The organism is Moraxella nasibovis, assembly GCF_029581575.1.
GTDB lineage: Bacteria > Pseudomonadota > Gammaproteobacteria > Pseudomonadales > Moraxellaceae > Moraxella > Moraxella nasibovis.
In genome coordinates, this window is record NZ_CP089975.1 from 1,560,786 (window position 1) to 1,575,401 (window position 14,616).

Consider the following 14,616-nt stretch of genomic DNA (forward strand, 5'->3'; position numbering starts at 1 on the left):
TTGAACGAATGTGAAACCCAACATTTTCAGATGCAACCCATTGAATTGTTTGATTTTGATTTGCTAAACCTCCAAATCCCAAAATCCATTAACCACAACCCCAAAAGACCCAAACCCATGACCCATACCACCTACCCATCTTACCGTATACCAGCCCTGCCAACACGACCGGCATTGGCTGTCTCTTTGACTTTGTGCTGTTCAGCTTATGCCAATACTTCTGCTGAACAGATTACCCATCAACAAATCTTGCTTAATGAACAAAGACAGGCGGTGCTTAATCAATCATTGATAACTAGCCCTAGCGTACAAGTTGATGTGCCTGCCTTTGACCCTGTTGCCAAGATGGACTCTGTTCACACTGACAATCAAGACAGACACAATGATTTGCCTTGCTTTGTTATCAATCAAATCGCTTATGCACCGCTTGATACTGCTGCTACTGGTGGCGTGGATTTGAATCAATTCGCCTTTGCTCTTACGCCCTTAACCCATGGCAAGCGTAGTGTACTGGGTCAATGCCTAAATATCAATGACATTCATCGCATAACTCGTGATGTACAAAACCGCTTGATTGAGCGTGGCTTTGCCACCACCAGAGTCTTTATCGGTGATCAAAACTTATCTGACGGTCAGCTTGTCTTGACTGTCGTGCCAGGTGTTATTGGACAGATTAAGGCAGATACTCTAAATAGTCCCAAACCTATTTATACAGTTTATACAAACCCCACAGGACTGCCTGCCAATTTTAAGACTGCTTTGCCTTTTAAAGCTTACGATGTACTAAACATCAGACAGCTTGAAACCGCCCTTGAAAACCTCAAACGAGTGCCAAGCTCTGATGCTGATTTTGCCATCATGCCAAGTGAGACTGGTAAGGTGGGAGCAAGTGATGTACTCATCAAATACGCTGCATCCAGAAAAGTGCGAGGCAGTCTTAGCCTTGATGATTCAGGGTCAAAAACCACAGGCAAATATCAAGGCAGTGCTACCCTAAGCTTTGATAATCCCACTTGGCATAATGACTTACTCTACTTAACCTACAGCCGTGATTTGGGCAATCGCATCAATAAAGACGAATATACCAATAAGACTGATAAAGGCGGCAGTAAAAACTATGGACTAGGCTATGTCCTACCCATTAAAAACACCGTCTTTAATGCCAATGCAAGTCATTACACCTATCATCAAACCGTGGCAGGGGTGAATCAAGATTATATATACAGCGGTGATTCTGATAACATCAGTCTAAATGCCAGTCACTTGGTACATCGAGATGCCAAGAGCAAAACATGGCTCAATGCAGGTGGTTTCACCAAATCACAAAAAAGCTATATTGACGACACCCAAATCGATGTACAGCGTCGCAAAATCTCAGGCTGGACGGCAGGCATTCGCCATGAGACACGCCTAGGACAAAGTCAGCTAAATACAGATGTCAGCATACAACGAGGTACAGGGGCATTTAATGCCTTGACACCACCTGAGAGTCTGTTTAACGAAGGCACGGCACGCACACCGATTTATAAGCTCAATCTAAACTTTGCCACGCCCATCAAAATGGGTGATAACTACCAAGCAGGTTATCAGGCAAATCTAAAAGCCCAATACACCCAGGAAGCCTTAGTCCCCAGTGAGCGAATGAGCATTGGTGGACGATATAGCGTGCGTGGCTTTGATGGTGAGCGGACACTGTCAGGCGACATCGGAGCAACCCTTCGCCAAGATGTCAGCTTTCCCATCAAACAATCCAATCATAGCCTATATCTGGCTCTAGATGCTGGCAGTATCGCCATGCAAAACAAAGAACAAGACAACCTACTGCTTGGGCATACTCTGGTCGGTGGGGCAATCGGCATCAAAGGACAAATCAAGCCACTACGCCTAAACTACGACTTCTTTGCAGGACATCCTATCAGACAGCCTAAGTATTTTGGTGATAAAGATTGGGTCAGTGGTGTAAGCTTGGGGATGAGTTTTTAAACGCAAGTTGACATCAAAACCATCAGTTAGGCAAATCAGCTTGGCTGGCAATTTTTTTTATTGGGTGGTCAAATGAGGGTGGAATGAGTGGTCTCGTGAAGAGTGGAACAGGTGATCATTTGGAGTGGAATGTGCAATTTATCAGACAAAGAAAGCTGATTTTGTGTTTGGATATTTTTTAAATTATCAAAAATATCATCTTTGGATAATGATAATTCATTGGCAATCACACGCATACTGTCTTTATCCGACAAGCTAAAATCATCTTGATGATGTGTGATTTCTCCTTGAAATAAATCCACGATACTATCAATCGCCTGTTTTTGATAGTCTAAATGATCATATTGAATTTGCATTACCTATTTCCCCCAATAATTAAATGCTCTCAAAATTTAGTCCAGCATCTTTAAATTGTAAAATTACATTGGATTTTTCGCTGTCATTTAAAAATGCTTTGTCCAATACAACGGTTTTGGCAGGTTTTTTGGCAATAATGGCGTTAAACTCATCCTGGGATAATGAATTTAGTACAATGGCGTACGATTTATTTTCACAAGTTAGCCAATAAACGCCATTATCAAATTTAATATCCGCCGTTAATTTTAATCCCATTTTTAATAACAGTTCATAGATAATATCCATCTCATTGGCATTATCTTTTAAGGGGTCAATATACATTTCTAATTGCTTGGCAATATCATCATTGTCAATTTGCCACGCTTTAAAATTGCTATCACTTAATTTAAATACCTTAAATCCTGTATCAAGAGCTTTATCAGGATTTTCGGCTTTGATTTTTACCCCTGCACGGCGAATGCGTTCTTTGGAGATATCGCTAATGGTTTTAAATCCAGCTTTATAGGCTTCGCTTTTTTCATCGGTTAATTCTGGTAATTGCACCATTATAAACTGACGATTACCGCCATCTTCTGAGTTTAATTGCATGACAGCGTGGGCGGTGGTTGCCGAACCTGCGAAAAAGTCTAGGATAATGGAATTTTTGTTGGTTGATATTCCTAATAAATGAATAATCAATTTTGCAGTTTTTGGAAAACTAAAATAACTAATATTATCAAATAGTTCTTTTAGTTCAATTTTTCCATTTTGAGTACGGCCAAAACGAGTATCTACTAATAAATTTCTAGGTTTCGCCCCTAATTTTTCATAACTTTTAGTATAAACATAGCCATTCTTAAATACCAATTCATTATATCTTTCTTTTACTAATTGTTCAGACCATCTCCAACGAGCAGTAGGATTATCTGGATTTGGCTGTTCAACTGTATATATTGTTCCATCAGGTGCTGTGATTGGATAGTCTAAACTTTTGATATACCCCAATGCTTTTTTATCTAATCTATCTAGAGCATATTTTCCAAACTCATCTTCATATTGATAGTTTGTTGCGGTTTCAGCTTTCAAATCATCAAACAATTCAAATTGATTGGCATCTTTAGCATAAACCATTACATACTCATAATCCGATGAAAAGAATTTTGCATCATTTCCACCGCCATTTTTACTTTTCCAAATTAAACAATCAACAAAATTCTCTCCCCCAAAAATCTCATCACACAACAACTTTAATTGAGCCTGTTCATTATCATCAATACTAATAAAAATCACGCCATCATCAGAAAGCAAAGTATGAGCCAAATGCAAACGGGGCAACATCATATTAAGCCAATTAGAATGATAATGCCCATTGTCTTTGCTGTTCTTTTTAAAAGATTTTAATAATTCGCCATTGATATTTCTATCGCCTGTGGCAATTTCATACTCTTTTTTGCTTTGGCTAAAATCATCGTGATAAATAAAGTCATTGCCCGTATTATAAGGCGGGTCAATGTATATCATTTTGATTTTGCCTGCATAAGATTTTTGTAATATTTTTAGGGCTTCTAAATTATCACTTTCAATAAAAATGTTTTGTGTGGTATCAAAATCCACACTCTCGGCAGGGCAAGCAATGAGCGTGTTATTGGTAGGGGCTTGTAGGGCTTGATAAGCGGTTGATTTTCCTGCCCAATTTAAGCCATAGCGTTCGTTTTGGGCAAAATGGTCGCCCAGTAGGGTTTTGAGTTTTTCTAGATCTAGGGTATTTTCGGAAAATATTTCGGGTAAGATTTGGCGAAGTTTGGCTAATTTTTCACCAAAAAAGTCAGTATTATGGGCAGTTTTTAGGCTGTTGGTTGGTTGGTTGGTTGGTTGGTTGGTTGGTTGGTTGGTTGGTTGGTTGGTTGGTTGGTTGGTTGGTTCATTTTGCGATTTTCCATAGCAAGTGTCAAGTAAAATTTTTTATTTTAACAAATTGTTTGATAAACATAAAGCCAGTTTTTGGCAAAAAATAAAGGCGCACCATTTAGCACGCCTTTATTTTTAAATGACAATTAACGCCTAGCCACGCACTGCTTTCACCGCTTCCGCTACCGCTTTTTTAAAGCGAGTGATGACCTCTTGGCACTCGTCCGTAGTAATGGTAATCGGACACAGCAAACGCACCACCGTACCGCCACGACCACCACGCTCTAACAGCAGCTTATTATCAAAGCACGCTTTTTGAATGGCAACGGCAAGCTCCGCGTCGGCAGGGTGTGAACCGATTTGGTCTTTTGGCTGACGCTCATCGACAATCTCGATGCCCGTCATCAGACCACGCCCACGCACATGACCGATACAGCCGAATTCTTGTGCAATTTTACGCAGCTCATCACGCAAAAACTCGCCTTGAATGCGTGAGTTTTCGGTTAGGTTATTATTGCTGATTTCGTTCAAGACATTGTAGCCTGCCGCCATGGCAAGCTGATTGCCACGGAAAGTGCCTGTGTGTCCTGCTGGCGCCCAAGCGTCAAATTTTTTGTTAATCGCCAATACGCAAAGTGGCAAACCGCCGCCCACCGCCTTAGACATGACGACCACATCAGGGACAATCTCGGCGTGTTCAAAGGCAAACATCTTGCCAGAGCGAGCAAAGCCAGCCTGTACTTCGTCTAGGATAAGCACGATGTCATGTTTGGCGGTAACTTCACGGATTTTTTGGAGCCATTTTTTGGGCGCAGGGACAACACCGCCTTCACCTTGAATGGCTTCTAGGATAACGGCAGCGGGTTTTACCACACCACTTTCGACATCCTCGATGAAGTTTTCAAAATAATAAGTCAAAGCGTCCACGCCCGCCTCACCGCCAAGCCCAAGTGGGCAACGGTATTCGTGCGGATATGGCATGAACTGCACGCCCGCCATCAGGTTGCCGACCTTTTCTTTGGCGGACAAATTGCCTGTCATCGCAAGCGAACCGTGCGTCATGCCGTGATAGCCGCCAGAGAATGCGATGACATTGTCGCGCCCTGTGTAGGTTTTGGCAAGCTTGATGGCAGCTTCTGTACCGTCCGCACCCGTTGGGCCGCAGAATTGTAGGACAAAATCTTTTGGAAAAAATGACAACAATTTTTCGGTAAATGCGTCTTTAATCGGCGTGGTAATGTCAAGGGTATGCAGTGGCAAACCGCTTTCTAGCACGTCTTTAATGGCGTTGATTGTGGCAGGGTGATTGTGTCCTAGGGCAAGTGTGCCTGCGCCAGCTAAGCAGTCAAGGTATTCATTACCCTCAACATCTGTTACCCAGCACCCTTGTGCTTTGGCGATGGCTAGTGGAAGTTTACGGGGGTAACTACGGACATTGGATTCCATCTCGTTTTGACGAGTCAGATAATATTCGTTGGTGGCGCCGTCTTTGGCGGCAACAGGGGTGTGATTTACAGAATGAACGCTCATATCGGATTACCATCTCAGATAAGGGTTAAAAGAAAAACCTATGAATACGCCATCAATTTTATCACTCAATCATGAACATTTGATGACCATATCCCTAAACCCAAACCCAATTTCACTAAAAAGCGGTCAAATTTGGGTTTAACAAGGTTCGGCGACGTTCGGCGTGTAAGTCAATCGGCAAGGTAGGATAAAAGTTGAAAAATGCCAAATTGCACACCTAATTTAACAAGAGCGGGTGAATTTAAAATCATCAAAATCACCCAACCGCTTGTACGGCAATAACACTTTTTTTAATTTTATGACAAATATCGTCAAGAGAAATTTAAAAAGTAGCAAATTATAACACACAGGGGGGATTTGGCAAGCCTTTTATGACAAAAGCATCAAATTTTTAGATGATACAAATAAAAACAAGCATCCGATTTGTCGAATGCTTGTTTTTTCTTAGTCAATGACGCCAATTAAGCAAGCTGTGCCACGCTGATCTTGTCAGACTTGGCGGTGTACTCGCTCATTTGATCGAAGTTTAGGTAATTATAAACTTCTGCTTCCATCGAAGACAGCTTACCTGCGTATGCCATGTACTCTTCAACGGTAGGCAGTTTACCAAGTACAGACGCCACAGAGGCAAGCTCAGCTGAGGCTAGGTACACATTAGCACCTTGACCCAGACGGTTCGGGAAGTTACGAGTAGAGGTGGATACTGCCGTTGAGTTTGGTGCGATACGCGCTTGGTTACCCATGCACAGCGAGCAGCCTGGCATCTCGGTACGAGCACCTGCTTGGGCGTAGGTGTTGTAATAACCTTCGTCCATCAGCTGCTTTTCGTCCATCTTGGTCGGCGGTGCGATCCACAGACGCGTGGTCAAGCTACCAGCTGGCACATCTTTAAGCAGTTTACCTGCCGCACGGAAATGCCCAATGTTGGTCATGCACGAACCGATAAACACTTCGTCAATCTTGTCGCCAGCGACTTCTGACAGCAGCTTAGCATCGTCTGGGTCGTTCGGGCAGCATAGGATTGGCTCTTTGATGTCTGCCAAGTCAATCTCATACACTTTAGTGTATTCAGCATCGGCATCAGCTTTCAATAGTGATGGATTGTCCAGCCATTTTTGCATATTTTCAGCACGGCGAGCCAGCGTACGAGCATCGCCATAGCCTTCGGCAATCATCCATTTTAGCATGACGATGTTAGAACGCAGGTATTCGGCAACTTTCTCTTCTGAAACGGTAATCGCACAACCTGCTGCCGAGCGTTCGGCAGACGCATCAGACAATTCAAACGCTTGCTCAACGGTCAAGTCATTTTCCATTTCGGTCAAGTCAATCTCTAAGATACGACCAGAGAAGATATTTTTCTTACCCTTTTTCTCCACAGTCAAGTCGCCTGCTTGAATGGCATAGTAAGGAATGGCGTGTACTAGGTCACGAAGTGTGATGCCAGGCTGCATTTTGCCTTTGAACTTCACAAGCACCGACTCAGGCATGTCCAGTGGCATCACACCAGTTGCCGCAGCGAACGCCACAAGACCCGAACCTGCTGGGAATGAGATACCAATCGGGAAACGGGTGTGCGAGTCGCCACCAGTACCTACGGTGTCAGGCAGTAGCATGCGGTTTAGCCATGAGTGAATCACACCATCCCCTGGACGTAAGCTCACACCGCCACGGTTCATGATAAAGTCAGGCAAGGTGTGGTGCGTAACAACATCAATTGGCTTCGGATACGCTGCGGTATGGCAGAACGACTGCATCACAAGGTCGGATGAGAAGCCTAAGCACGCCAAGTCTTTTAGTTCATCACGAGTCATCGGACCTGTGGTGTCCTGACTGCCCACGGTGGTCATCTTAGGTTCGCAGTAGGTACCTGGGCGAATGCCTTGACCTTCTGGCAGACCACACGCACGACCGACCATCTTTTGAGCTAGCGTGAAGCCTTTGCCAGTGTCGGCAGGTTGCTCTGGAGTACGGAACAAGGTAGAAGCAGGCAAGCCTAGAGACTCACGAGCCTTACCAGTCAAGTTACGACCGATGATTAGGTTGATACGACCGCCAGCACGCACTTCGTCTAGTAGCACTGGGGTTTTTAGTTGGCTTTGGGCAATTTGATTGCCGTCTTTGAATGCAGTAACAGTTGCGGTGGCGTGGTCGATTTTTAGGGTAACTTCATCGCCCATGTTCATGTCAGTGACATCGATCTCGACAGGCAGCGCACCTGCGTCTTCCATAGTATTAAAGAAAATCGGTGCGATTTTGCCGCCCAGGCAGACGCCGCCGTCTTTTTTGTTTGGGATGTGTGGAATGTCATCACCAAAGAACCACAGCACTGAGTTGGTCGCTGATTTACGGCTAGAACCTGTACCCACGACATCACCGACATAGGCGACAGGATTGCCCTTAGCAATCAATTCTTTGATTTGGCTTAGAGGACCCACTTCGCCATTTTTTTCTGGGCGGATGCCATCACGCTCATTTTTTAGCATGGCGTTGGCGTGTAGTGGAATGTCAGGACGGCTCCACGCATCTTGGGCTGGCGATAGGTCGTCTGTGTTGGTCTCGCCTGTTACCTTAAATACAGTAATGGTCATCTCGGTGGGGACTTCTGGGCGATTTGTGAACCACTCGCCTTCCGCCCAAGACTGCAGTACCGCTTTGGCGTTGGCGTTACCTGCTTTGGCTTTGTCTTCGACATCATGGAAGGCATCAAATACAAGCAAAGTCTTTTTCAAAGCTTCTGCTGCCAAACCGCCAAGCTTCGCATCATCCAGCAAATCAACCAACGGCGCCACATTGTAGCCGCCCAGCATCGTGCCAAGCAGATAGACAGCACGCTCTTTATTGACCAGTGGAGAATTCGCCTTACCTTTTGCGATGGCATTTAAAAAAGCAGCTTTCACATAAGCGGCTTGGTCCACACCTGCTGGCACACGATTTTCTAACAAATCAACCAGATAAGCTTCCTCGCCTGCTGGTGGGTTTTTTAATAATTCGACCAAATCGGCAGTTTGGGCATCGGTCAATGGCTGAGGTGGCACACCCAGTGCTTCACGCTCGGCAACATGTTTTCTGTATTCGGCTAACATTTGGGACATGGCTTTTTCCTTTTTAAAGTTGAGTCATAAGTGCTTGACCGCGCATTCATAACAGCATGGCGACCAAGTGCCTAGACAGTGATACAGTGATGATGTAGGAATTACCCTACTTTTAGTCTTACATATCATAGCGTAAATTTGCCATCAATTCAAAAAAATTATTCACCATAACCAACATTTATTTAAAAAATACCCTAAATCCAGCCAAGCTTGGCGGCGGTATCATAGATGATTTTGATGGCAATGAGCGTCAAACTCCAAGGCAGCAGCGCTTTGAGCCAGTGGGTAGGAATGATGTGTCTTAGCCTTACGCCCACCCAAGACCCCAGCGTGGCAAACACCACCATCATCACAATCACCCGCCAATGCGCCAAAAACGAAAAACCCAAAACACCATAAACAATGAGCTTGGTGCTGTGAATGATGGTCGCCATCAGTGCGCCTGTGGTGACGACGGTGTTGTTATTGTCGTATTTTTTGTTGAGCAGTGCGATGCTCATGGGTCCTGACACCCCCACAAATAAGCCTGTGCCGATCTGGATAAAAGCAATGGTATAAAAATTATTGGCTCTTTTGATCAGTCTATCAAAGGTCTTTGACCACTGCATCAGCAAAATATAAATGCCGATGAACAGCGGAATCAGCTCCAAAGACACAAAGCGCACCGCCACACCAAAGACGATGGCGCCGCACACCGCCCCAATCAAAAACTCCTTCATATAATCCAAGCGCAAATCTTGCCGCCCAAACCACACACGGCTGGCGTTACTGGCAAGCTGACTTGCGCCATGCACAGGAATGATGATGCTTGCCGCCATGAACATCGGCATAAGCCCGATCAAAACAATGCCGCCGCCAACGCCTGTGATGGCAGTGACGCCCGAGGTGATGAAATTGATGACCGAAAGAGCGATGTCATTGAAAAGCTGCGTATTCATGGTTAAAATTTAAAGTGTATTCGCTTAAAATCCCAGCTGAGTGTCGGTATGATTGGTTTTTGATGCATACCACTCTCGGCTGACTTGTCGTATTTTATCATCAATGTTAGGACTTGGGATTAAAAAGTGCAAAATTGATGAAATTGTCATATTGACTAGAAAACAGTGCAAGAATAAGAAAAGCTGCAACCGACCTTATGTTGATTGCAGCTTTTGGATTAAGCAACTTGATTTCTTCTGGATTTGATTGCACGATAAATCGGCAATAGCACCATAAAGATCGCCAACAACCAAAGAACAATGGTAATCGGACTGCCCCACAAGATACCGAGCTCACCACCTGAGATGGATAAAGCACGGCGAAGGTTAGACTCCATCAAATGACCAAGCACATAACCCAAGATCAGCGCTGACAATGGGAAATGCAGCTTACGCAAAAAGTAACCAAAGAAACCCAATCCCACCATCAAGATCAAATCAAAAGTGGTGCTGTGGATAGAGTACACACCCACAAAGCTTGCTGCGGCGATGGCTGGAATCAAGATGTAGTTTGGTGTGTTAAGAATTTTTGCAAAAAAGCCTACCAGTGGAATGTTTAGTGCAAGCAAAATCACATTACCCACGAACAAACTGGCAATCAAACCCCATACAATGTCAGGCTGTTCAGCAAACAGCTGAGGACCTGGCGTGATGTTATATAAAGTCAATGCGCCCATCATGACCGCTGTCGTACCCGAACCCGGCACGCCAAGCGTCAGCATCGGAATGAATGAACCACAAGCTGAGGCGTTATTTGCAGCCTCAGGTGCTGCGATACCACGCAGGTCACCCTCACCAAATTTACCTGTTTTACCTGCAATTTTGCGTTCATTAGAATAAGTCATGGCAGAAGCGATGGTAGCACCAGCACCTGGCAAAATCCCCACCACAAACCCTGTCAGACCACTTCGGATGATTGCCCCAAACGCAGACATGAACTCTTTAAAACTCACCAGACTTCTTTTGCCCTGCTCCAACGCCTTTTGTCCAACACTGGTTTGCTCGAGCATGATTAAAATCTCGCTCACACTAAAAAAGCCAATGACAATCGTGGTAAAAGCGATGCCATCGGATAAGCTGACCGAATCAAAAGTAAAACGATACACGCCTGTCACCGCGTCCACGCCCACCGTCGCCAAAGTCAAACCAATCAGCGCAGCAACCGCAGTCTTGATTGGCGCATCACCCACCAATCCACTTAAGCAAGTCAAGGCAAAGACCATGAGCGCAAAGTATTCAGCAGGACCAAATGAAATCGCCCATTTCGCCAACAATGGCGCAAACAACACCACGCCAATCGTCGCCAAAATCGAGCCGATGAACGAGCTGAATGCCGATAATGACAAGGCAATGCCCGCCTTGCCTTGCTTGGCAAGCGGATAGCCATCCAGTGTTGACATGATGGCTGCCGCATCACCCGGCACATTGATCAAAATCGCTGAAATGCGCCCACCGTACTCACAGCCCAAATATACCGCCGCTAACAAAATCAAAGCAGACTCAGGTGGTAAGCCAAATGCATAGGCGATCGGCAACAAAATCGCCACACCGTTAATTGGTCCTAGACCTGGCAACATACCTACGATCGTACCAATAAACGCCCCAATCAACGCAATCATCAGATTCTTTGGGGTCATGGCAATGGCAAAGCCATGCATCAAAAATTCAAAAGTTTCCATTAAAACCCCTACAAACCAATGACAGACAGCAGACCAGACGGCAAAGTGACATCCAGCGCTTTTTCAAATAGTAGATAAGTCAATATCGCCATAATCACAGAAGCGATTGCTGTTGGTATTTTTTTGCCATCAAACAACAACCCCACAGCAAATGCCATTAAGCTGGTGCTGATCACATAGCCTAAGATTTCAAACAAAATACCGTACAACAATAGCGCAAGACCACAAAGAACAAGGTTTTTGACAACAGGCTTACTCCACCCATAGTCAATCACATCCATGAATCTGGCAGGACGGAACGCCAGTGTCGCCGTACCAATCGCCATCAAAATCAATAGCAACATCGGATAAGGGCGAGGACCGATGGGGTCGTAAGCAATGGGAGCGGTATAGCCCCATGCCATCACCATCATCATGATGGATACGCCAAGCAATATCGCTGAGAATATCCGCTCTACTTTAGTATTCATAAATACTCCAATGAGTGTAAAACGAAGGCTGATGAACCCCATCAGCCTCACAAAACACCGCTATCAAAATTTATTTGGCAGCATTCTCAATCAAATTCATCTCAGCTGAAAGCTGGCGAAGTCTTTCGGTCTCTTTATGGACATACTCGGTCAGCTCATCGCCAGTCATGGCAAATGGGAACAGCTCACGATTGGTGCGAAGCTCAGCAAATTTTGGGTCGGCAAGCATCGAATCGATGTTTTGTTTCCACCATGCATAGCTTTCTGCCGAGACATCAGGACCCATGTAATAACCACGAATGACCGGCCACTCAATGTCATAGCCTTGCTCTTTTGCAGTTGGGATGTCTTTGGCGCTACCTTCTAGGCGCTCTGGGGCAAATACCGCAAGTACTCGCAGCTTGCCTGCTGCCACCTGTGGCATCACCTCAGCCAGACCTGAGCTGACCACTTGGATGTGATTACCCAGCGCTGCGGTTACCGCCTCACCGCCACCTTCCATTGCCACATATGACATATCGCTTGGATTAACACCTGCTGCTTTTGCCAAAAGTGCGGTTTGCAGCCAGTCTTGACCGCCGACGCTACCGCCAGCACCAAAACTTACCTTTTTCGGGTCAGCTTTTAGCGCATTGACAAGATCGCCTAAGTTTTGGTAAGGCGAATTGGCACTGACAGAGACTGCGCCGTAATCCGTACCAACAGCAGCCAGCCATTTGACATCTTTTTCGGTAAATTGTCCAAATTTACCTTGAGACAGATTGAGCAATGAACCTGTTGAAAAAGCGACGATGGCATCGCCATTGGCACGGTCGTTAGCGACGACCTTATTATACGCCACAGCGCCCACGCCACCTGGCATGTAAGTCACACGCATCGGCTTACTTAGCAGATTGGTGTCTTGCAGACCCGACTGAATCAGCTTACAAGTCAAGTCAAAGCCACCGCCTGGCTTGGCAGGTGCGATACATTCAGGACGCTTTGGTTCGCTGGCAGTTGCGGCAGCACCATCGGTGGCGGCTGCTTGATTGGCGGCAGGCTTATCATTACCACAAGCTGCCAACAAAATGGCAGAGCTGATGACCAGTGACTTTGCTAAAAATTTCATAAAAAATCCTTCTAAAAATGACGACAAACACATTTATCATTTATTCATTGATGTGTCTTGACATTATTGGATAATTGCATGGTAAAACACAACTAATTTTTCAGTAAAAACACGCAAAGATAAACAAATGTTTTGATATAGTAGTAAGCTTATAGAAACTTGTCAATACAAAATTTTTCAAATTTACAAAAAAAATTAAGAAACTATTAAGGAATAATTTTCATTTCCATCACTCCCAATCCAACAATAATCAGCGCAAATCCAAAACCCGACTTCTTTTTTTGTATTTTATCCCCATAAAGCGTATAATAAGCAGCATCAACCATTCACACTCCATTCATCATCATATTGATTATTGAAAATTAAAAAATTGGAACTCATATGACTGTCCAAACCTTTACCCCAGAAGCCCGCCCTGCCCCAAAAAAAGCCATTCAGGGCGAAAAATTGCGCGGCTATGACAAAGTTGCCCGCATTCCGATTAAGGTCATTCCAAGCGTCGAGACGCCAAAAAAGCCCGACTGGATTCGTGTCAAATTATCAAGCCCCGCCGAAGTTGAACGCATCAAAGGCACACTGCGTAAGCAAAAGCTCTACACCGTCTGTGAAGAAGCCGCTTGCCCAAATCTACCCCAATGCTTTGGCGATGGCACGGCAACCTTTATGATTATGGGCGACATTTGTACTCGTCGTTGTCCGTTTTGCGAAGTGGCTCACGGCAGACCCAATCCGCTTGATGTGGACGAGCCACGCCATACTGCCGAGACCATTCTTGGCTTGGGGCTAAAATATGCGGTGATTACCAGCGTGGACAGAGACGATTTAAAAGATGGCGGTGCAGGACACTTTGCCGAAGTGATTACCGAGAGCCGTGCTTTGAGTCCAAATTGCCTGATTGAAATCTTAGTGCCTGATTTTCGTGGGCGTGAGCAAGTGGCGCTAGACATTCTGACCGAGACCGCCCCAGATGTCTTTAACCACAACATTGAAACCGTGCCACGCCTGTATAAGGCATTTCGCCCAGGTTCGGACTATCAGCATTCGCTGAATTTACTAAAAGACTACAAGGCACGCCGTCCTGACATCGCCACCAAATGCGGATTTATGGTCGGACTTGGCGAGACCGAAGAAGAAGTCTACGCCCTGCTTGACGACCTAAAAGCGCACGATGTGGATATCATCACGATTGGGCAATATCTTGCCCCAAGTAAAAACCACGCCCCTGTGGATCGCTATGTGCATCCAGATGAGTTTGCTCGCTATACTGAATACGGCAAAAAATTGGGCTTTTTTAACATCTGGGCAAACCCAATGGTACGCTCAAGCTACTTTGCCGACCGTCAATATTATGGCGAAGACTGCCCACCGCCCGTGCGTTCGGCTAAGGCACTTGCCGAAGAGAAATTGGCGAAAGCGGAGAAGGGTGAGAAGACTGGGTGTTTTTGATAATCAAGCAAAAGGGTGTGTTTTACACCCTTTTGCTTGCAACCACCCTAAATCATCAAGAGTAAAATCATCACAAGTTGATCA

General features: G+C 45.2%; 9 protein-coding genes and 1 pseudogene. 2 read left to right on the forward strand and 8 right to left on the reverse strand.

The annotated features are described in order from the left end of the window. The first annotated feature begins 117 nt into the window (after nt 1-117). Nucleotides 118-1,983 (forward strand): ShlB/FhaC/HecB family hemolysin secretion/activation protein, encoded by a 1,866-nt coding sequence (locus LU290_RS07500; RefSeq protein ID WP_277807987.1) that lies wholly within the window; start codon nt 118-120, stop codon nt 1,981-1,983. A gap of 134 nt (nt 1,984-2,117) precedes the next feature. Here LU290_RS07500 and LU290_RS07505 read toward each other — a convergent pair. From LU290_RS07505 to LU290_RS07540, 8 genes and pseudogenes are all read right to left on the reverse strand, one after another. After that, nucleotides 2,118-2,339 (reverse strand): annotated as a pseudogene (locus tag LU290_RS07505) (hypothetical protein); the annotation flags it as partial. 19 nt (nt 2,340-2,358) lie between these two features. Continuing rightward, nucleotides 2,359-3,933, reverse strand: a complete 1,575-nt coding sequence (locus tag LU290_RS07510; RefSeq protein WP_370688527.1) for a site-specific DNA-methyltransferase — start codon at nt 3,931-3,933, stop codon at nt 2,359-2,361. A 447-nt stretch (nt 3,934-4,380) separates the two neighbouring features. Next, nucleotides 4,381-5,757 carry a diaminobutyrate--2-oxoglutarate transaminase gene (locus LU290_RS07515; protein ID WP_277807989.1) on the reverse strand — a complete coding sequence of 459 codons (1,377 nt, stop codon included), beginning with the start codon at nt 5,755-5,757 and terminating at the stop codon, nt 4,381-4,383. A gap of 461 nt (nt 5,758-6,218) precedes the next feature. After that, on the reverse strand, nt 6,219-8,843 hold the full coding sequence (acnB, locus tag LU290_RS07520) for a bifunctional aconitate hydratase 2/2-methylisocitrate dehydratase (protein ID WP_277809584.1): 2,625 nt from the start codon (nt 8,841-8,843) through the stop codon (nt 6,219-6,221). A 203-nt stretch (nt 8,844-9,046) separates the two neighbouring features. Then, complete coding sequence (locus tag LU290_RS07525) at nt 9,047-9,790, reverse strand: sulfite exporter TauE/SafE family protein (RefSeq protein ID WP_277807990.1); 744 nt, start codon at nt 9,788-9,790, stop codon at nt 9,047-9,049. Between the two features lie 218 nt (nt 9,791-10,008). Beyond that, complete coding sequence (locus LU290_RS07530; protein ID WP_277807991.1) at nt 10,009-11,508, reverse strand: tripartite tricarboxylate transporter permease; 1,500 nt, start codon at nt 11,506-11,508, stop codon at nt 10,009-10,011. Between the two features lie 8 nt (nt 11,509-11,516). Next, nucleotides 11,517-11,978 (reverse strand): tripartite tricarboxylate transporter TctB family protein, encoded by a 462-nt coding sequence (locus LU290_RS07535; protein ID WP_277807992.1) that lies wholly within the window; start codon nt 11,976-11,978, stop codon nt 11,517-11,519. Nucleotides 11,979-12,048: 70 nt separating this feature from the next. Next, nucleotides 12,049-13,086, reverse strand: a complete 1,038-nt coding sequence (locus tag LU290_RS07540) for a Bug family tripartite tricarboxylate transporter substrate binding protein (RefSeq protein ID WP_277807993.1) — start codon at nt 13,084-13,086, stop codon at nt 12,049-12,051. Nucleotides 13,087-13,467: 381 nt separating this feature from the next. Between LU290_RS07540 and lipA the strand changes: the two genes are divergently transcribed. Beyond that, nucleotides 13,468-14,532 (forward strand): lipoyl synthase, encoded by a 1,065-nt coding sequence (lipA, locus tag LU290_RS07545; RefSeq protein ID WP_277807994.1) that lies wholly within the window; start codon nt 13,468-13,470, stop codon nt 14,530-14,532. Nucleotides 14,533-14,616 lie beyond the last annotated feature (84 nt).